At 64.8% G+C, this 18,415-nt stretch carries 18 protein-coding genes; 11 read left to right on the forward strand and 7 right to left on the reverse strand.

Annotated elements, in window-relative coordinates:
* Positions 1-2 precede the first annotated feature (2 nt).
* The 11 genes from CKW40_RS28025 to CKW40_RS28075 all read left to right on the forward strand — a co-directional run bounded on the left by CKW40_RS28025 (position 3) and on the right by CKW40_RS28075 (position 13,386).
* Entirely contained in the window at positions 3-1,223 is a 1,221-nt protein-coding gene (locus tag CKW40_RS28025; protein WP_095203154.1) for a mandelate racemase/muconate lactonizing enzyme family protein, read from the forward strand.
* A 138-nt stretch (positions 1,224-1,361) separates the two neighbouring features.
* Positions 1,362-3,752: a thiamine pyrophosphate-dependent enzyme gene (locus CKW40_RS28030; RefSeq protein ID WP_244571317.1), complete on the forward strand. Its 2,391-nt coding sequence runs from the start codon at positions 1,362-1,364 to the stop codon at positions 3,750-3,752.
* A 31-nt stretch (positions 3,753-3,783) separates the two neighbouring features.
* Positions 3,784-4,794, forward strand: a complete 1,011-nt coding sequence (locus CKW40_RS28035) for a C-terminal binding protein (protein WP_095203073.1) — start codon at positions 3,784-3,786, stop codon at positions 4,792-4,794.
* The gene (locus CKW40_RS28040; RefSeq protein WP_095203074.1) at positions 4,791-5,519 is read left to right on the forward strand and encodes an E3 binding domain-containing protein; all 729 of its coding nucleotides are present in this window, start codon (positions 4,791-4,793) and stop codon (positions 5,517-5,519) included. Before CKW40_RS28035 ends, CKW40_RS28040 begins: the two co-directional genes overlap by 4 nt.
* A gap of 82 nt (positions 5,520-5,601) precedes the next feature.
* Positions 5,602-6,366, forward strand: coding sequence for a GntR family transcriptional regulator (locus tag CKW40_RS28045; RefSeq protein ID WP_095203075.1), 765 nt, complete (start codon positions 5,602-5,604; stop codon positions 6,364-6,366).
* 273 nt (positions 6,367-6,639) lie between these two features.
* A complete protein-coding gene (locus CKW40_RS28050; protein WP_095203076.1) occupies positions 6,640-7,704 on the forward strand; it encodes a sugar ABC transporter substrate-binding protein in 1,065 nt (354 codons plus the stop codon).
* A gap of 163 nt (positions 7,705-7,867) precedes the next feature.
* A complete protein-coding gene (locus CKW40_RS28055) occupies positions 7,868-8,935 on the forward strand; it encodes a substrate-binding domain-containing protein (RefSeq protein WP_095203077.1) in 1,068 nt (355 codons plus the stop codon).
* A 67-nt stretch (positions 8,936-9,002) separates the two neighbouring features.
* The gene (locus tag CKW40_RS28060; RefSeq protein ID WP_244571313.1) at positions 9,003-10,505 is read left to right on the forward strand and encodes a sugar ABC transporter ATP-binding protein; all 1,503 of its coding nucleotides are present in this window, start codon (positions 9,003-9,005) and stop codon (positions 10,503-10,505) included.
* A 27-nt stretch (positions 10,506-10,532) separates the two neighbouring features.
* Positions 10,533-11,537 (forward strand): ABC transporter permease, encoded by a 1,005-nt coding sequence (locus tag CKW40_RS28065; RefSeq protein WP_244571314.1) that lies wholly within the window; start codon positions 10,533-10,535, stop codon positions 11,535-11,537.
* Complete coding sequence (locus CKW40_RS28070; protein WP_095203080.1) at positions 11,534-12,502, forward strand: ABC transporter permease; 969 nt, start codon at positions 11,534-11,536, stop codon at positions 12,500-12,502. The genes CKW40_RS28065 and CKW40_RS28070 overlap by 4 nt, the downstream gene beginning before the upstream one ends.
* A 2-nt stretch (positions 12,503-12,504) precedes the next feature.
* A complete protein-coding gene (locus tag CKW40_RS28075) occupies positions 12,505-13,386 on the forward strand; it encodes an SMP-30/gluconolactonase/LRE family protein (RefSeq protein WP_095203081.1) in 882 nt (293 codons plus the stop codon).
* A gap of 91 nt (positions 13,387-13,477) precedes the next feature.
* On the opposite strand, the gene CKW40_RS28080 is transcribed toward CKW40_RS28075, so the two are convergent.
* From CKW40_RS28080 to CKW40_RS28110, 7 genes are all read right to left on the reverse strand, one after another.
* A complete protein-coding gene (locus CKW40_RS28080; RefSeq protein WP_095203082.1) occupies positions 13,478-13,693 on the reverse strand; it encodes a hypothetical protein in 216 nt (71 codons plus the stop codon).
* Positions 13,690-14,445 (reverse strand): COG4280 domain-containing protein, encoded by a 756-nt coding sequence (locus tag CKW40_RS28085; RefSeq protein WP_095203083.1) that lies wholly within the window; start codon positions 14,443-14,445, stop codon positions 13,690-13,692. The genes CKW40_RS28080 and CKW40_RS28085 overlap by 4 nt, the downstream gene beginning before the upstream one ends.
* 184 nt (positions 14,446-14,629) lie before the next feature.
* On the reverse strand, positions 14,630-15,259 hold the full coding sequence (gene phnN, locus CKW40_RS28090) for a phosphonate metabolism protein/1,5-bisphosphokinase (PRPP-forming) PhnN (protein ID WP_179298137.1): 630 nt from the start codon (positions 15,257-15,259) through the stop codon (positions 14,630-14,632).
* Entirely contained in the window at positions 15,256-16,395 is a 1,140-nt protein-coding gene (locus CKW40_RS28095; protein WP_095203084.1) for an alpha-D-ribose 1-methylphosphonate 5-triphosphate diphosphatase, read from the reverse strand. Before CKW40_RS28095 ends, phnN begins: the two co-directional genes overlap by 4 nt.
* A gap of 31 nt (positions 16,396-16,426) precedes the next feature.
* Positions 16,427-17,134 (reverse strand): DUF1045 domain-containing protein, encoded by a 708-nt coding sequence (locus CKW40_RS28100; RefSeq protein WP_095203085.1) that lies wholly within the window; start codon positions 17,132-17,134, stop codon positions 16,427-16,429.
* A gap of 237 nt (positions 17,135-17,371) precedes the next feature.
* The gene (gene iolB, locus CKW40_RS28105; protein WP_095203086.1) at positions 17,372-18,184 is read right to left on the reverse strand and encodes a 5-deoxy-glucuronate isomerase; all 813 of its coding nucleotides are present in this window, start codon (positions 18,182-18,184) and stop codon (positions 17,372-17,374) included.
* Positions 18,185-18,188: 4 nt separating this feature from the next.
* Entirely contained in the window at positions 18,189-18,407 is a 219-nt protein-coding gene (locus tag CKW40_RS28110) for a hypothetical protein (protein ID WP_095203087.1), read from the reverse strand.
* Between the last annotated feature and the right edge of the window lie 8 nt (positions 18,408-18,415).

Genomic DNA, 18,415 nt, shown 5'->3' on the forward strand with positions numbered 1-18,415 from the left:
AGATGAAAGTCGTCGCGCTCGAAACGCTGCAGCTGGCGGAATTTCCCTTCCTGTTCTGGCTGCGTGTCCACACCGATGCCGGCCTCATCGGCACCGGCGAAACGTTCTGGGCGCCGGGGCCGGTTGCCGCCTACATCCACGACAATGTCGCCGCCTATCTCCTGGGCAAGGATCCGCGCGACATCGAGCTGCACGACCGCACGCTGGGCAGCGTCTATGTCGGCGCGCGCGATTCCGGCGCCGAGATGCGTGGCAATTCCGCCGTCAACATCGCGCTGTGGGATATCTATGGCCAGGCGCTTGGCGAGCCGGTCTGGCGGCTGCTTGGCGGGCGCACCCACAGAAGCGTGCCGATCTACAACACTTGCGCCGGCTACAAACATGTCCGCGCCACCAAGAAGAACGCCCTGTTCGAGCGCACCGAGGACTGGTCGCTGAAGCAGGGTGACTCAAATGAAGGCCCCTACGAGGACCTGCTCGCCTGGCGCTACAATGCCGGCGATCTCGCCAAAAGCCTGAAGTCGGAAGGCATCGGCGCGATGAAGATCTGGCCCTTCGACATCGCCGCCGAGGCCTCGAACGGCACCCGCATTTCGCTCACCGATCTCGACAAGGCGCTGGGGCCCTTCCAGAAGATCCGCGAGGCCGTCGGCCGCGACATGGAGATCATGGTCGAGCTGCATGGGCTGTGGACCTTGCCGCCGGTGCTGCGCATCGCCGAGGCGTTGAAAGCCTACGACGTTGCCTGGCTGGAGGAGCCGATCCGCTACAACGAACTCGACGCCATGGCCGAGCTGGCCCGTCACACCTCCATCCCGATCGCCGCCAGCGAACGGCTAGCCTCGCGGCAGATGTTCAAGCAGCTGATCGACAAGCGCGCGGCTAGCGTCATCATGATCGACCTCGCCTGGTGTGGCGGACTCTCCGAGGCGCGTAAGATCGCCAACATGGCCGAGGCCAGCGAACTGCCTGTCACCTTGCACGATTGCACCGGGCCGATCGTCTATGCCGCCAGCTGCGCGCTGTCGACCACCTTGCCGAACGTCAACTACCAGGAAGCGGTGCGTGCCTATTTCACCGGCTGGTACACCGAAATCGTCGCCGACATTCCGCCGGTCAAGGATGGCCATGTCGCACCGCTCGAAGGGCCGGGGCTCGGCCTCAGCCTGCGGCCAGAGCTGTTTCAGCGGCCAGACGCCACGGTGCGCATCACCAAAATCTAGCTCCCCGCGCAGCGCTGCTCTGCGCCAGTAGACATTATGCTATTATAATCTATGATGCACCGAAGCGAGCGGCCAACAAGCTCGCCGCCGGCGCTTTGCCGCCCGGCGTCAGACGCATTCAGGGAGGCTTTGGTGGCAATGTCAGCGGCGCGCGCACGCGACGATTTCAAGGGCGCTCCAAACCTACCCGACAGGCAGGTTCTGCTCGACCTGTTCGAGCGCATGGTGCTGTTGCGCCGCTTCGAAAGCACTGCCCAGATCGCCTGCCGCAAGGGCGAAACACCAGGCTTCCTGCATCTCTACATCGGCGAGGAGGCGACGGGCGTCGGCGTCTGCGCGCATCTCAGTCCGACAGACTGGGTCACATCAACCCATCGCGGCCACGGCCACGCACTGGCCAAGGGCGCCCATCCCGGCCGGGTGATGGCCGAACTGTTCGGCAAAGTTGACGGCATTTGCGGCGGCCGTGGCGGCACCATGCATCTTTATGACCGCTCGGTCGGCCTATTCGGCACCAACGGCATCGTCGCTGCCGGCATCGGCCATGCCGTCGGCATCGGCATGAGCGCCCGCCAGCAGGGCCGTGACGATATCGGCGTCGCCTTCTTCGGCGATGGCGCCGCCAATCATGGCGGCTTCCACGAGGCGCTGAACTTCGCCGCCGTGCAGCGGGCGCCGGCGGTGTTCATCTGCGAGAACAACCTCTACGCCACCGCCACGCCGCTCAAGTCCATCACGCTCAATCCCGAGATCGCCACCAAGGCCGCGTCCTACGGCATGCCCGGGGTCGCGGTCGACGGCAATGACGTCTTCGCCGTCTGGCTGGCGATGAAGGAGGCCACCGAGCGCGCCCGCGCCGGCAAGGGACCGACGCTGATCGAGGCCAAGACGTACCGCACCGTCGGCCATCACGAAGGCGATCCGGTCATCGGCACCTACCGCACGCAGGAGGAACTCGACGCCTGGATCAAGCGCGATCCGATCGACATGTTCCGCAAGAAACTGATCGAAGAGTACGGCATCGCCGATGCCGAAGCGCTCGCGGCAATAGAGGCGCGGATCGAGAAGGTGGTCGAGGAGGCGCTGGCCTTCGCCCGCAATTCGCCCGAGCCCGACCCGGCGACGGTGCGCCTGCATGTCTTCGCCGATCCAATCAATCCGCCGGCGGCGTTACAGCCGCGCGCCATCGGCGAGACGCGCACGCAAGGCTGGCTCGAAGCGGTGCGCGACGGCATTGCCGAGGAGATGCGCGCCAATCCGGCGATCCTCTATTTCGGCGAGGGCACGGGCGAGCGCGGCGGCAGTTTCGCGCACACAAAAAATCTCTGGCAGGAATTCGGCGCCGAGCGCATGGTCGACACGCCGATCTCCGAACAGGGCTTTACCGCTGCCGCCGTTGGCGCCTCGGCCACCGGCGCCCGCACCGTCTCGGACCTGATGTTCGCCGACTTCGCTTTCGAAACCGCCGGGCAGATTTTCCTGCAGGCGGCCAAGCTGCGCTACATGACCAGTGGCCTGATGAGCGCGCCGATGGTTGTGCGCGTCGGCGCCGGCGCGCTGCGCAGCTCCGGGCCGCATCACAGTGGCATCTACCACCCGGTCTTTGCCCACATGCCGGGCCTCATCGTCTGCGTGCCTTCGACGCCGGCCGATGCCAAGGGCTTGATGAAGACGGCGCTGAGGGCCGGTGATCCCGTCATCATGCTCGAACCCAAGGCGCTGTTTGCCTCCAAGGGCGAGGTGCCGGTTGGCGAGCATTTCGTGCCGTTCGGCGTCGCACGCATTGCGCGGTCCGGCACCGACATCACCATCGTCGCCGCCGGCCAGATGGTGCAGCGCGCGCTCGAGGCTGCCGAGGCGCTGGCCACCGAAGGCGTCGAAGCCGAGGTGATCGATCCACGCACCATCATGCCGCTCGACATCGACACCATTGTCGCCAGCGTCAGGAAAACCCACCGCCTGCTCATCGTCGACGAAGCCTGGGCGATGTGTGGTCTGGGTGGCGAGATCGCGCAGGCTATCAACGAACTCGCCTTCGACGAACTCGACGCGCCGCCGGGAAGGCTGCACACCGCGCCGACCTCGCATCCCTTCGCGCCGGTGCTGGAGCGCGCCATGCTGGTGGATACGGCCCGGATCGCCCAGGGCGTGCGCGACGTCATATCGGGCAAGCCGCCGGTGCCGGATCACTGGTACACGGTCGGCCTGAAGAGTGCTGCGCCGGCTAAGTCGGTACCTGCTCCGGTGAGGCTGCAGCCCGCCGCGCCGGCAAGTGCGGCACACGCTACTGCCGGCGACGAGCCGATAACGATGCCGTTCGGCGACCTCACCGTTAGCGAAGGCACTGTCATCAAATGGTTGAAGGCCGTCGGCGATGCGGTGAAGGAAGGCGAGCTGATCGCCGAGATCGAGACCGATAAGGCCGTGGTCGAAATTGAGGCGCCGATCAGCGGCACGCTAAGCGCCATCGATCAGCCGGTCGGTGCCGTGGTGCCGATGGGCGGCCGCATCGGCGGCATCAAGAAATAACCACCATACTCACGGAATTCGAAGGGCCAGCATGAAGATCCTGTGCGCCAACTGGCAAGCCGCCAACGAGGCCGAACTCGAGCGCGAGCATTATCCCGACATCGAGTTCATCCTCGCCCGCTCGACCAACGACAAGGCCGCGACGCTGGATCCGGCAATCTGTGAATCGGTCGACGCCGTCATCAATTATTCGCCGACCCACAATGTCGCCGCCGCTCCGACCGCGTTCCCCAAGGCGCGGATCGCGGTGCGCTCCGGCGTCGGCTTCGACAACATCGACACATCAGGCTGGGGCGCGCGCAAGATACCGGCCTGCAATGTGCCGGACTACGGCACCACCGAAGTCGCCGACCATGCCATCGGCCTGATGCTGGCGCTGACGCGCGGCACCTCGGCCTATGGCGCCGAGCTTTCGGGCCATGGCGCCGAAGGCTGGCATTTTTCGAAAGCGCCGTTGGTGCGCAGGCACAAGGGCGCCACCTTCGGCATTATCGGGCTCGGCCGCATTGGGCTTGCCACCGCGCGTCGCGCCGCTGCCTTCGACATGAAGGTGGTGTTTTGTGACCCGCATCTTCTCTCCGGTGTCGACCTGTCGACCGGCTACGAACGCGTTCATTCGCTGGGTGAATTGATGGGGCGGGCGGATGTCGTCAGCGTCCACGTGCCGCTCAGCGAGGAGACCCGCAAGCTGCTCGGCGCCGCCGCCTTCGCCGCCGCGAAGCCTGGCCTTGTCCTGATCAACACCGCGCGCGGTCCGATCGTTGACCTCGACGCGCTGGAAGCCTCGATGCGCAAGGGCACAGTCGCCGGCGCCGGATTGGACGTGCTGCCGAACGAACCCGGCGATCTCGATCATCCGCTGCTGGCGGCATGGCGCGCCCGAGAACCTTGGATCGCCAATCGGCTGATCGTCACACCGCATGCGGCCTTCTACAGTCCGGCATCGATGCGCGACCTCAGGCTGAAATCAATCGAGGTGGTGCATGCCTATCTCGTCGAAGGACGGCTGACCAACTGCGTGAATTCCGAGTTCCTGAAATGAATGCAGTCGTTGCACAGACAAGGCGTCTTGCGGTTTCGCCCTATGCGCGTCGCCTGGCGCGAGAACGCGCGCTGCCGCTTGAAGCGCTTCGTGGTAGCGGTCCGGGTGGCCGCATCCTGGCCGCCGATGTGCGGGCCTTCGTTCCGGTTGCCGCGCCGGTCGTTTCGCCCGATGCCGTCGCCCCCGCTGCCCCGCTTTCCCTGGCCGCGTCCCGGATCGCCGCCTTTGCGACGTCCGTTGCTCTCGGTGCGCTGCAAGACCTGCTGGCGGCGCTTCAGAGTACGGGAAATGTGTACGCTATCGACGACGTGCTGCTGCGCGCTGCCGGTCGAGCACTTGCCGAGATACCGGAGGCCGCCAAGGTAGGCGCCGCTTCCGTGGCGCTGGAGCTGGCGGGCCGGCAAACCGTGTTCGCCATGATTCCCGAAATGTCCCTGACATCCCTGCGCGCCATGCGGCTTGCGGCATTGGTCGACAGTCGTGATGAAACCGAAACCCCGACGGACCTGTCGCTGCGGCTGCTGCCGGCGAGCGACGTCAGGCCGATGATGATGCCGCTCCTTGCCGGTCGCGCCATGCGCCTCACCGTCTCGCTCAACACGGCGGGCGATCATGCCGAATGCCTGCTCGTTGCGGATACGGCAAGCGTTGATGAAGCCACTGCTGCCGCGTGGCTGGCGACGCTGAAATCGGCGATCGAACAGCCGCTTCGGCTCTTTGTCTGAGACGGTTGATCGCCAACAGCCTTGCCTAGCCTCGGGCGAAGGAAGCTATTATAAAAGCTTCGACACAGGCACGACGAGGCACATGGACCACCCGACCATCGACAGTCTTCCCAGGCGCACGCTCGGCCGCGCCAACGGGCCGCTCTATCGCCAGCTGGCCGACATTCTGCGCGAACCGATCGGCAACGGCACCTTCCCCGTCGGCGGCGAACTGCCGAAGGAAGCGACCATTGCCGAGCATTTCGGCGTCAGCCTGATCACCGTGCGCCAGGCGCTGCGCGATCTCGAGGCAGACGGACTGATCAAGAAACGCTCGGCCAAGCCCGCCGTGGTCGCGGCGCGCAGCCCGTCGGTCAATCTGAGCTGGAAGTTCAAGAATTTCGCCGACATGGCGGCCTTCACCAAGGATGCCGAGCTGACGGTGAAATCCTACCGCAAGGAAGTTTCGCCCGTGCTCCAGCGCCATTTCGGCATGGGCAAGGACGAGGCGGGCTATTGCCTGCGCGGTATCCTGTCGGTGGGCGAGCAGAAGAAGGCTCAGATCACAAGCTACTTCCCTCCTTCTGTCGGAGCCAAGCTGAAGCGAGACGACTTTTCCGACGTGCTGATCTTTCGTTCGGTGCAACGGCATCTCGGCCTGCGGCTCGACGTGGCGCATATCACGGTGCGTGCCGAGATCGCCGACGAGGCTATCGCCGAAGACCTCGGCATCGCGCTTGGCAGTGCGATCCTGAGTGTGGAGATGCTCTATCAGTCGGCCGACCAGCAGAGCATCGAGTTCACCATCGCGCGTCATCCGGCCGACCTCTTCAGCATCACCTACGACGCGCCCAACGACCTGTCCTGAACCCGGTCGGCGGCATTGGCGTCCGCCGATTTCCCGGTCTCGGCCATGGACAACCTTATAAAATTATAATAGCATCATAGCTAGGATGAAGGCTGCGCGGAGGACCACGATCCAACGTGGATGCGAAGCATTTGCCTGGTGCACGTCACCCAGGATGCGCTGCGGTTCCGGGGCATGCACAGAAACAAAGTCTGTCGATAGGGGGTGTGCCTGGAAGGCACATGAAGGCGGCGGCGTTCGCGCGGCCGACACCAAACACGGGAGGAGGAAATCATGAGAGCAGGCGTATTATTCGCCGGGCTTGCGGCGGTCGCGGCGGCTTGGCTGTCGATCGATGCCGTGCCGGCCAACGCACAGGACAAGAAGCCCTACACCATCTATCTCTCAAACAATTTCGTCGGCAACGACTGGCGCCAGCAGATGCTGCGCAGCGCCGACATCGCGGTCAAGAAGCCGCCGCTTGCCGGTCGTGTCGACCTTAAGGTCGAGGTGGTCGAGACCACGGTCCAGGCGCAGATCAATTCCCTCAACAACATCATTCGCAACAAGCCCGACGCCATCGTCATCGACGCGGGCTCCGGCGAAGCCCTCAACCCGACGATCCAGAAGGCTTGCGATGCCGGCATCCTGATCATTGCCTTCGATCAGATCGTCAGCGCGCCCTGCGCCTACACGATGGAGTCTGACTGGGGCCGGGCGCCGCGTGTCGAGGCCGAGTGGCTGGTCAAGAAGCTCGGCGGCAAGGGCAAGATCCTCGTTGACCGCGGGCTTGCCGGCGCGCCGATCTCCGCCCAGTTGCAAGGTGGTTTCGAGGACGTCATCAAGAAATATCCTGGCATTGAAGTGGTTGGCTATTTCAACGGCGACTATGCGCTGGGGCCGGAACAGGCCGGCGTCGCCAGCCTGCTGGCGGCGCACCCGCAAGTCGACGCCATCTTCGTCCAGGGCTACGGCGCCGGAGCGATCAAGGCGCTGCAGGATGCCGGGCGTCCGATCGTTCCCATCACCGGCAGTCCTTTCAACCTGACGACGACGAGCTGTGTTCAGACCCAGGGCGCCCAGTGCATCCTTGCACCCAACCCTGCCTATCTGTCGGCCGAAGCCTTGAAACTCGCGGTGGAGATCCTCGACGGCAAGAAGCCAGCGGAGAAGAAGATATTGCTGCGCAATGCCTTCCTCACCACCGATCCGGTTCCGTCGGAATTGTATCCCGATGCGACCATGCAGAAGATCGAGGTCGGCAAGAATGCTTTTCCGGAGATGGCACCGGGCCTGTTTCTTCCGGTTAGCCCGGATTGGGTCGAAATCACCCCGGCCGAGGCGGCCGGCTCGAAATGACGATGCCTGCCGGCGGCGACGAAAGGGTCGCTCCAGGCCTTTCCAATGCGCCTTGGCCCAAATTGACAAGGCGCATTGGTACCGGTATCATTCATATGCAGCGCCCACCAAGATGGCGAAGTCCGTCACCGGCTGATGCAGGAAACACCAAGGAGGAGAGACCATGAAACTGAAGACAGTTTGCGCCGGATTGGCAGCGCTTGCCATCTCCGCAATCGCCGTCGGCACAGCGCCGAGCCGCGCCGAGGACAAGAAGCCCTACACCATCTATCTCTCGAACAATTTCGTCGGCAATGACTGGCGCCAGCAGATGGAGCGTGTCGCCACCGTGTCAGTCAACAAAGGGCCGCTGAAGGGCCGCGTCGACCTCAAGATCGAGAATGTCGAGAACACCGTCCAGGCGCAGATCAACTCGCTGAACAACATCATCCGCCAGAAGCCGGATGCCATCCTCGTCGATGCCGGCTCGGATTCGGCGCTCAACCCGACCATCAAGAAGGCCTGCGACGCCGGCATCGTCGTCATCAGCTTCGACCAGGTGGTGACCGAGCCCTGCGCCTATGCCGTCGCTTCCGACTGGGACCGCATCCCTTCCGTCATGGCCGAGTGGATGGCCACGCAGCTTGGCGGCAAGGGCAACATCATCCTCGACCGCGGCCTCGCCGGTGCGCCGATCTCGGCGCAGCTGCAAGGGGGCTATGAGAAGGTTCTGGCCAAATATCCCGACATCAAGGTCGTCGGCTACTACAACGGCAACTATGCGCTCGGGCCGGAGCAGTCCGGCGTGGCGGCACTGTTGGCGGCCAATCCAAAGATCGACGGTATAATGACGCAAGGCTATGGCTCCGGCGCCATCCAGGCGCTGAAGGATGCCGGCCGGCCGATCGTCCCGGTTGTCGGTTTCTCCTACAATGTCGCCGCCGTGACCTGCGCGCAGACGCAAGGCGCCAAGTGCATCCTGGGCTCCAACCCGGCCTATCTTTCCTCGGAAGCGATCAAGCTGGCGGTCGACATTCTCGACACCGGCAAGAAACCGGCCGAACGTTCCGTCTCGGTCAAGGGGGATTTCGTCACCACCGACCCCTTCGAGTCCAAGCTTTATCCGGGCACCAAGATGATCAAGATCGCGATTGGCGAAAATGCCTTCCCCGATCAGGCGCCCGGCCTGACGCTGCCGATCACGCCCGACTGGGTCGAGATCACCGCTGCGGAAGCCGCCGGTACCAAGTAACATCCGGTACCACGACCCTGTCTCCCGGCATCGCGAGATGTCGGGAGAGCTTTTCGAAGGCGGAAGCATGGACCTCGTCACCGTCAAAGGCCTGTCCAAACGCTATGGCGGCATCGTCGCGCTGAGCGAGGCGACATTCAGCGCCCGTGCCGGCGAGGTGCATGCGCTGCTTGGCGAGAACGGTGCGGGCAAGAGCACCTTCATCCAGATACTGTCGGGCGCCGTGCAGCACGATGGCGGCTCGATCATGGTCGATGGCCAGGAGTATCGCCCGGCCAATCCGGATGCGGCGCAGGCGCGCGGCATCGCCGCCGTCTTCCAGGAACTGTCGCTGATCCCCGACCTCAGTGTCGAACAGAACATCTGGTTCCGTCACGAACCAAGGACGTTGCTGCGCACCGTCAATCGCGGCGAGATGCGCCGCAAGACGCTGGCGCTGCTGGAAAAGTACAATTTCCCGGCGCTGCGCCCCGACCAGGAACTGCGGCGGCTGACACTGGCCGAACGGCAGATCGTCGAGATCGCCAAGGGCCTGGCCAAGGACCCGCGCATCCTGATCCTCGACGAGGCGACGTCGGCGTTGCCCGCGCGGGAAGCGGAGTGGTTGCTCAAGCTCACCCGGCAACTGGCCGCTGAAGGCAGGCTGGTCATCTTCATCTCGCACCGCATGGCCGAGGTCCGTGCCATCGCCGACCGGCTGACTATTTTCCGCAATGGCAGTACCGTCGCCGCGCATGAGGCCGATGCCGTCTCCGACAATGAGATCGTCACCCAGATGATCGGCCGGCGTCTCGACCGGCTCTACCCCGAGCGCGTGCCGACAGCGACCGACCGCATCGCTCTAGGGGTAAAAGGGTTTTCGAGCGGCAGCCGGCTCTCCGGAGTCGATTTTGCCTTGCGCGAAGGCGAAGTGCTCGGCGTCGGCGGCTTGCAGGGTCATGGCCAGCGCGAACTGTTCCAATCACTGTTCGGCGCCACCAGGGCGAGCGGCACGATCGAACTGTGGGGCAATCAGGTCTCGATCAGCAATCCGCGCCAGGCGCTGACCGGCAAGGACGGCATCGCGCTGGTGCCAGAGGACCGGCGCGGACAGGGCTTGCTGTTGACCAAGAGCGTGCGCGAGAATTTGACGCTGTCGGTCATCAAGCGCTTCACCGAAAACGGCTTGCTGAGCCGGCAAAAGGAGGCCGCTCTGGTCAAGGAGATGGTCGACTTCCTGCGCATCAAGGCCGGCACGCCCGAACAGCTTGCCGGCACTTTGTCCGGCGGCAACCAGCAGAAGGTCATCTTCGGCAAGATGCTGCTCACGCAGGCGCGCGTGCTGTTGCTCTACGATCCGACGCGCGGCGTCGATGTCGGCACCAAGCGTGAGATTTTCCAGCTGATGCGCGACCTCGCCGCCAAGGGCTATGCGATCCTGTTCCATTCCAGCGACATGCCCGAACTCGTCCATGTCGCCGATCGCGTGCTGGTCATGCGCAACGGCCGCATTGCCGCGACGCTGGAAGGAGATCACATTTCGGAGGAGGAAATCCTGCGCGCGGCCATGCTTGAAACCAAGGCGGCCTGAGGCATGGTGATGTCCGCGGAGCACCCTATGGAGATGGCGCAAAGGCCGGCCGAAACGAAGCTCACCAAGCCGGCCATCGACTGGCGCGGCCGCTTGCTCGACCGTGCGCCGTTCCTGGTCGCCTGCCTGATGCTGGCCCTGATCATCGGCATCTATGGCGGTCTGCAATCCGGCGTCTTCTCGCTGGACGAGCTCAACCTCGACACGGCGGCGGCGATGACGCTGATGCTGGCGGCGACCGGTCAGACCATCGTTCTGGTGCGCGGCGGCATCGACCTGTCGATCGGCGGCATGATCAGCCTCGGGACGGTGATCGCCGCAACGCGCTTCACCGACAATCCGTCGACCACGGCGCTTTGGGCGCTGGTCATCCTGGCGCTCGGCTTCCTCATCGGCGCGCTCAACGGCCTGCTGATCTCGCTGCTGAAGCTGCAGCCCTTCCTGGTCACGCTCGCCACCTGGTCGATCCTCAACGGCGTCGCCATGATCATCCTGCCAACCGATGGCGGCAGCGTTCCCGGCTGGTGGGTCGGCTTTGCCTCCGCCCAACTCATCGGCTTGACCAGCCCGGTCTGGATGTTGCTGGCGCTGCTGTTGTTCTGGTGGTGGTTCCGTGCGACGCGCGTCGGTATCGCCATCCAGGCGACCGGCTCCAACGAAAAGTCGGCCTTCCTGTCCGGTGTCTCGATCGCCAGAGTCAACCTCGTCACCTATGGTCTCTCCGGCCTGTTCGCGGCGGGTGCGGCGCTGTTCCTGGTGACGCAGACCGGCACCGGCTCGCCGACCATCGGCAAGGATTACATCCTGCCCTCGGTGGCGGCGGCGGTCATCGGCGGCGTCAGCCTGTTCGGCGGCCGCGGCCATCTCGCCGGCACGCTGATCGGCGCCTTCGTGCTGACCCTGATCGGCAATCTGGTCTTCGTCCTGCACGTGTCGAGCTACTGGCAGCCGGTCGCGTCCGGCGTCATCCTGCTGCTCTCGGTGCTGGCCAGTTCCGTTGCCGAGAAAGCTGCAAGGAACCGCGTCCAATGAGCGCCTTCCTCGCCCGCAATCGCCTCATCGTGCTTGCCTATGCCGGCATGGTGGTACTGCTCCTGGTCACGGCACTGTTCTCGCCGGGCTTCCTTTCGGTTTCCAACATGCGCTCGACCGTCGTGCTCGCCGCCTTCGTCGGCATCGTCGCGCTCGGCCAGACCTTCGTCATCATCGGCGGCGGCATCGATCTGTCGGTGCCCTGGGTGCTGAATTCGGCGGCCATCATCATGGCGCTGCTGTGCGGCGGCCAGGATCTGCCGCTGGTCTGGGTGATGCCGCTGCTGCTCGCCGGCGGTGCCTTCATCGGGCTGATCAACGGCGTCGGCGTCGCCCAGTTCGGCGTGCCGCCGATCATCATGACGCTGGCCACCAACGTCATCCTGCAGGGACTGATCCTGGTGCTGACCGGCGGCTCGCCGACCCCATCGGCGCCAGCCCTGATCCAGTTCCTGTCGGTCGGACGCATCGGCGGTTTTCCGGTGATTGCGCTGATCTGGCTGGCGCTGACCCTGGTGGCAACGCTGCTGCTCTCCAAGGCGGCGTTCGGCCGCCATCTCTATGCGCTCGGCACCAGCGCCACGGTCGCCGAATTCTCCGGCGTGCCGACGGCGCGCACCACCATCCTGACCTATGTCATCTCAGGCCTCACCGCCGCCTTCGCCGGCATGCTTTTGACCGGCTATTCCGGCCAGGCCTATCTCGGCATGGGCGACGCCTATCTGTTCACCTCGATCGCTGCGGTGGCGATCGGCGGCGCCTCGATCCTCGGCGGCAGCGGCCATTATCTCGGCACCGTCGCCGGTGCCATGGTGCTCACCATCCTCACCGGTCTTTTGCCGGCGCTGAATCTGTCGAGCGGTGCGCTGCTCGTCGTCTATGGCGCGGTGATCCTGATCACCGTGTCGATCGGCAGTGAGACCTTCGCGAGTCTCGGTGGCAGGCTGCGCAGGAAGGAGAGCTGACCATGGTCGAAATCACGTGCGTCGTCGATGCCAGGGCCGAACTCGGCGAAGGCACGCTCTGGGACCCGAAGGCCGGCGTGCTGTGGTGGATCGACATCTGGAAGAAGCTGATCCACCGCTACGACCCCGCGACCGGCAAGGACGAAACCTTCGAGACACCGGAATATCTCGGCTGCCTCGGCCTGCGCGAGAAGGGCGGTCTGGTGCTGACCATGACCAACGGCTTCCATTTCTTCGATCCGGCGACCGGCAGGTTCGAGGCGATCGTCGACCCGGAAGCGCATATGCCGAAAACCCGCTTCAACGACGGCAAGCCCGACCGCCAGGGCCGCTTCTGGTCGGGCTCGATGTTCGAGGTGCCGGGCGAGCCGATCGAATTCATCGGCGCGCTCTACCGGCTCGATTCCGATCTTTCCGTGCACAAGATGATCGACGGCATCGGCTGCTCCAATGGTTTGGCCTGGAGCCCGGATTCGAAGACCATGTATTTCTCCGACAGCCATTCCGGCGCGGTGTGGGCCTATGATTTCGATCCCGTCACCGGCGACATCGAGAACCGCCGCACCTTTATCGACATGACGGCGACCGGCGGCGTCGCCGACGGCGCCACCGTCGATGCCGAGGGCTGCTACTGGGTCACCATCCCGGTGACCAGCAAGGTCTGTCGCTATGATCCCGATGGCGAATTGATGCAGACCGTGGTTCTGCCGACTGACTTGCCGACCTGCTGCGAATTCGGCGGCAAGGACCTCGACATCCTCTATGTCACCTCGGCCGTGCTCAAGCGCCCGGCCAGCCACTTCGTCCGCCAGAAGAATCCAGGCGGATTGTTCGCGCTCGATGTCGGCGTCAAGGGCCTGACCCTGCCTGCGTTCAAGGGATAAGCCTGCGTTGCCCCGCTTACGTCACTCACGGGCGGAGCAAGCAGCGAGCATCGTTCCGGTACCGAAACGACACCGAGTATGTGGGCTGCCTTTAACGTTTGACCGCGCGTGCCGCGCGGCGAACGCTCAGCAGCAGGATGGCGAGGCAGCCGACCAGCAGCAGCGCCCCGCCGAGCAGCGGCGGTAGCGCCAGCAGCTTCACCGCCGCCGCGACGGCGGCCACCAGCACCAGCGCCAGCAGCGCCAGATTGCCGTCATCGACGAACATGCCGAAGAATTCCCTGGCAACAAGACGAATGGCGTTCATCGGGCGAGCCCTCCAACGGACACAGGGTAGGTGCTGCGCAACCAGCGAACCATGGCAAAGGACGCCAGCGCGACGATGGCGAAGATGGCGAGCAGAGCGAGATCGGCGCCCGGCCAGTCGGCGCCGATTCCTTCGCCGGTCCAGAAGATGCCGAAGCTGGTCAGCATCAGCCCGACCACGAATTTCAGCGCATTCTCCGGCACGCGCGCCAGCGGCCGGTGCACTGCCAGGCCGATAAGCATCACCAGGATGAACGCCGCCAGCGCGCCCAGGCTGGCGTAGAGCGTCTGCCCATGCGCGGCGCCGACGGCAATGACGATGAACACCACCTCGACACCTTCGAGCAGCACCGCCTTGAACGACGCCAGGCCGGCGAGGTAGTCGGCGCGGCGGTCATTGGCCTGCTGGTTGAGGGCGGCGGTCTCCTTTGAAAAGGCCGCCTCCTCGTCATGCAGGGCGATGACGCCGACACTGCGCAGGATGGCCTTTCGCAGCCAGCGCATGCCGAACAGGATCAGCAGCACGCCGACGACGAATTGCAGCGTGGTGATCGGCACCAGCGCCAGCAGCGGCCCGAACGCCAGCACCAGCGCCGCCAGCAACGCAAGCGCCAAGGCGGCGCCCGTCAGCGCCGGGCGCCAGCTGCGCGTCACGCCGACCGCTAGCACGATGGTGAAGGCTTCGACGACCTCGACGAAAGAGGCGAGAAAGGCCGCCGTGATCGTCGAGAGGATGGGCGTCAGCGTCTGCATCAAGGCTTCCTGTCTTGCTTCGTTCGCCCCGGATCTTCCGGACGGCTTTCCCGGTGGTCCGGAATCACATGTGTGTGGTCAGCACCACATAGCGCTCCGGAGGTAGCGGGAAAGCAAGCACCAACCGGGCGGTGCTTGGGCCGATTGAGTTGCGCACGCCGCGGCTGCGGGACGCACGCCTGGATCAGATCAGGCCCGACATGTCGGAGAAGGCCATCGCCTTGCGCAGCAGCTCGGCAAAGCGTTCGCCGGCCGCTTCGCGCGGGCCGCTATTGTCGATCGTGGTAACGCCGGGGCCGGACAGCGTGACGTTGGCGCTGCGCGCCAGGCGCGCCAGCACTTCGCCGCGCGACTCGCGACCGCGCATCGCCAGCCGCTCGGCCAGCACGTCATGCGAGGCGGTGATCTCGACAATGGCCAGATTGGCATAGCGCTCGCGCAAGGTGGGAATGATCGCCCGCGACACATTGGCGACGGCGACGTGGCCATTGGCGACCGACCAGTCGACGTCGGCAGGCAGGCCGTAGTGCAGGCCATGCGCTTCCCACGAAATGGCGAAGGCGCCGTCGGCCTCGGCCTCGACGAAGGCGGCGTCGGCCAGCGTGTCGTGGTCCTCGCTCGCCGCATCGCTCGGCCTGGTGATGACGCGGCGGACGAACTCCAGCCGCGTCTCATCGGCGAAGAGCGTACGGGCGTAGCCGATCACCGTGTCCTTGCCGGCACCGCTGGGCCCCACGACGGCGACAAAGACGCCATGGCGGATCGGAAACGTTTCAGCCGACAGTTCACGCTCGATCAAGGCCGACACCATCATGCGACCCGGCGTCCCTGTCGCCAGACGGTGCGCACCACCGGAACATGGTCGTCGACGCGCACGCGCACCAGATCGGCGCGGCGGCCCTGCTCGATGATGCCGCGGTCGTCGAGGCCTACGGCCTCGGCCGGGTTCTTCGAAACCATGGCGACCGCCTGCGGCAGCGAAATCCCTTCGACCATGTCGCCGAGGAAGAAGGCCGACTGGATCAGGCTGAACGGAATGTAGTCTGAAGACAGGATGTCGAGCAGGCCGTCGCTGGCCAGCGTGCGCGCCGAGACATTGCCTGAATGCGAGGCACCACGCATGACGTTGGGCGCCCCCATCAGCACGCCGAGGCCGGCGGCCTTCGAAGCGCGTGCCGCTTCTTCGGTGGTCGGGAACTCGGCGACCCGCACACCTTGCTCGATCGCCTCGTCGACATGGCCCGATGTGGCGTCGTCATGGCTGGCCAGCACGATGCCGCGCTGATGGCAGGCGGCGGCGATCACCGCGCGGTTTGGTGCCGAATTGCGTGCCGATTCCGCCATCCGCTTCTCGCAGAACAATTTGAAGTCGCGATCGGTCAGCTTCAGCTTGCGCTGGTAGTAGTAGGCATAGGTTTCGAGATTGACGAACTGGCGCTGTCCGGGGGCATGATCCATCAGCGAGGCCAGCTTGACCCGGTCGTCCTCGTCGAAATTGGCGAAGGCCTGCAGGCAGTCCGGCGCCGAAACCTCGCAGCGCAGATGCAGGAAGTGATCGGCGCGCAGCCGATCCTGCGCGACGCTGTCCTCGATCGCGTCGGCCAGCTTGCGGATATCGGCGGAGGTGAGATCGGCGTCCTCGTCCATGCCGACGCGCAGCGCGTCGAGCACGGTGGTGATGCCGGCGGTCGCCACCTGCGCGTCATGGGCAAGCACGGCGGCGATCGGGTTCCAGCGCACCTTCGGCCGCGGCGCGTAATGGCCTTCGAGATGGTCGGTGTGCAGTTCGACCAGCCCGGGAATGACATAGTCGCCACCCATGTCCTCGCCGGCCCGGCCAGAACCTGCATCGATGCCGGCGATAAAGCCGTCACGCAGCACCAGCGACCCCTCGACGATCTCGTCGGCAAGCACGATGCGGGCGTTGGAAAGAACGGTCTCGGCGGTCATTTCAGGCAGTCCTTGTCTGGGTAGTGCTTGTTCAGGCGATTTTTCTGGCCGGGCGGCGTCCTAGCGCGTGTTGCGACAGCACCATGAACGGCGCGCCGGGTTCGGGTTCGACAAACAGCGTCAGCGCGTCCACCAGCACCGGCTGCCGCAGCACATCGGCGAACAGGCTGTCGATTGCTGCGCGCAAACGTGGGCTTTCCTGTGGCCCGGCCCGGCCCGACAGCGTCATGTGGAAGCGGAAGGTCTCGAAGACATAGGGGTAGCCCCACTGGCAGAGATTGCGGAACTCGGCCGGCTTCAGCGAATCCGGGCTGCGCCGCTCGATCTCGGCCTCGGTTAGCGGCGCGCGAAACCGGTCGAAATCGCGCACCACGTCGTCGGCGAAACGGTTGAGCGGCGGCAGCGAACCTTCCGGCACCAGCGCGAAGAAGCTGTCGATCTGGCTGACGACGAGGCGCGGGATCGTCACAACAGGCGTCGCTTCGGCAAAATGGTCGAGCCCAGCGCGCAGCGAGGTCTCGGTCTCGTTGGCAGCCAGCCGGAAGGGGGCTTTCAGCGTGGCGTGAAAGCCGTAGCGGCGCGCCGAAGCGGTGTGGAAGGCAACTTCCGCCGCCGAGAGGTCGGCCACGGCCTCAACCGGCCTTGTCGCGGCGCCGAACGGGTCGCGGCCCAGCCAGTTGGCGGCGATCCGCGCCAGCGGTTCGTCCTGCCGGGGGGTGAAATAGATGGCGTAACGCATGGGAAGTCCTCGTTAAAGCGCGCCGCGACGCGCTTTAAGTCTTCATTTGGTGCATGTCGTCGTCCCAAAACCGCTGCACACTTTTGGGCGACATGCACTGGCCTCGCTGCCATAGGTGATTTCCATGACGGATTGACGAAGCTTTGACGGGTTTTCGATGGCAAATCGACCTGAGAAGTCCTTAGCCGACGATTTTTCCCAGCTGGACCAATGGCTTCACCCGAAAGGCATCGGCGCTCAGGCCTTCATCAACCATTCGTGCTCGGGCGCATTGTGGAATTTCCACGTCCGCTTCGGCCCGGCCATGACATTGAGATAATAGAGGTCGTAGCCATGGCAGGCGGCGCAGGGGTGATAACCCCTAGGCACCAGCACGACGTCGCCATCCTCGATCGCCATGGCTTCGTCGAGCGCGCGATGGCCATCCTTGTCGGCGTCGGTATAGACGCGCTGGAAGGCAAAGCCCTGCGGCGGGTTGAGGCGGTGGTAATAGGTCTCCTCAAGGTAGGATTCGGCGGGCAGATTGTCCTGGTCGTGCTTGTGCGGCGGATAGCTCGACGTGTGGCCGCCGGGCGTGATGACCTCGACCACCAGCAGCGAGTCCGCGGGCTTGCCTTCCGGCAGGATGTTGGTGACGTAGCGTGTGTTGGTGCCCTTGCCGCGCACCTCCTGACCGAGATCGTCCGGACCGATCACCCGAACCGGCAGCCCGCCGCCAAGGCCGGGCGCCGAGCAGACCGCGAGCTCCAGATCCGTGCCAGCCGTCACCGACCACTCCGATCCCTCGGGTACATAGATCGACCACGGCTTGCCCTCGAAGGGCGACATGCGCTGGCCGAGCAGGCCGAGATCCTTGCCGCCTGCCTTCGCCGTGCCCTTGCCGGTGACGAACACCAGGCAGACTTCGCGATCTTCCGTCTTCCCCGAGGCGCTTTCGCCGGGCTTCAGCCGATGCAGGTCGAAACCGACATAGGTCCAGCCGGCGCTTTTCGGCGTCACATGGGCAACGCGGCCATGGCCCTTACCGGCCTTCACCAGCAGCTTGGACATCGGGTTACTCCTTCGGTTCGGCCTCGGCCGTTGCCTTGTTCTCGTCCGCCGGCTTGTACAGATAGAAAAACTGCCAGACGGCATAACCGGCAAAACCGAGCGCGATGACGCCCCAGAACGGCGTACCGGTGGCGAACTCGATGATCGACCAGATGACGCAGACCGCGACCACGGCGACACGGCGCCAAAGCGGGCGGAAGAAGGGGTGCTCGGAATCTTTCATCGGGCCAA

Origin of the sequence: Mesorhizobium carmichaelinearum, assembly GCF_900199455.1 — a bacterium.
Taxonomy (GTDB): domain Bacteria; phylum Pseudomonadota; class Alphaproteobacteria; order Rhizobiales; family Rhizobiaceae; genus Mesorhizobium; species Mesorhizobium carmichaelinearum.

What these genes read in the sequence shown, in the direction of transcription:
- CKW40_RS28030 (WP_244571317.1), top strand. Translation starts at nt 1,362, where the DNA reads ATGTCAGCGGCGCGCGCACGCGACGATTTCAAGGGCGCTCCAAACCTA.
- CKW40_RS28040 (WP_095203074.1), top strand. Translation starts at nt 4,791, where the DNA reads ATGAATGCAGTCGTTGCACAGACAAGGCGTCTTGCGGTTTCGCCCTAT.
- CKW40_RS28075 (WP_095203081.1), top strand. Translation starts at nt 12,505, where the DNA reads ATGGTCGAAATCACGTGCGTCGTCGATGCCAGGGCCGAACTCGGCGAA.
- CKW40_RS28085 (WP_095203083.1), bottom strand. Translation starts at nt 14,445, where the DNA reads ATGCAGACGCTGACGCCCATCCTCTCGACGATCACGGCGGCCTTTCTC.
- CKW40_RS28110 (WP_095203087.1), bottom strand. Translation starts at nt 18,407, where the DNA reads ATGAAAGATTCCGAGCACCCCTTCTTCCGCCCGCTTTGGCGCCGTGTC.
- CKW40_RS28065 (WP_244571314.1), top strand. Translation starts at nt 10,533, where the DNA reads ATGGAGATGGCGCAAAGGCCGGCCGAAACGAAGCTCACCAAGCCGGCC.
- CKW40_RS28100 (WP_095203085.1), bottom strand. Translation starts at nt 17,134, where the DNA reads ATGCGTTACGCCATCTATTTCACCCCCCGGCAGGACGAACCGCTGGCG.
- CKW40_RS28035 (WP_095203073.1), top strand. Translation starts at nt 3,784, where the DNA reads ATGAAGATCCTGTGCGCCAACTGGCAAGCCGCCAACGAGGCCGAACTC.
- CKW40_RS28060 (WP_244571313.1), top strand. Translation starts at nt 9,003, where the DNA reads ATGGACCTCGTCACCGTCAAAGGCCTGTCCAAACGCTATGGCGGCATC.
- CKW40_RS28025 (WP_095203154.1), top strand. Translation starts at nt 3, where the DNA reads ATGAAAGTCGTCGCGCTCGAAACGCTGCAGCTGGCGGAATTTCCCTTC.
- CKW40_RS28095 (WP_095203084.1), bottom strand. Translation starts at nt 16,395, where the DNA reads ATGACCGCCGAGACCGTTCTTTCCAACGCCCGCATCGTGCTTGCCGAC.
- CKW40_RS28055 (WP_095203077.1), top strand. Translation starts at nt 7,868, where the DNA reads ATGAAACTGAAGACAGTTTGCGCCGGATTGGCAGCGCTTGCCATCTCC.
- iolB (WP_095203086.1), bottom strand. Translation starts at nt 18,184, where the DNA reads ATGTCCAAGCTGCTGGTGAAGGCCGGTAAGGGCCATGGCCGCGTTGCC.
- CKW40_RS28050 (WP_095203076.1), top strand. Translation starts at nt 6,640, where the DNA reads ATGAGAGCAGGCGTATTATTCGCCGGGCTTGCGGCGGTCGCGGCGGCT.
- phnN (WP_179298137.1), bottom strand. Translation starts at nt 15,259, where the DNA reads ATGATGGTGTCGGCCTTGATCGAGCGTGAACTGTCGGCTGAAACGTTT.
- CKW40_RS28070 (WP_095203080.1), top strand. Translation starts at nt 11,534, where the DNA reads ATGAGCGCCTTCCTCGCCCGCAATCGCCTCATCGTGCTTGCCTATGCC.
- CKW40_RS28080 (WP_095203082.1), bottom strand. Translation starts at nt 13,693, where the DNA reads ATGAACGCCATTCGTCTTGTTGCCAGGGAATTCTTCGGCATGTTCGTC.
- CKW40_RS28045 (WP_095203075.1), top strand. Translation starts at nt 5,602, where the DNA reads ATGGACCACCCGACCATCGACAGTCTTCCCAGGCGCACGCTCGGCCGC.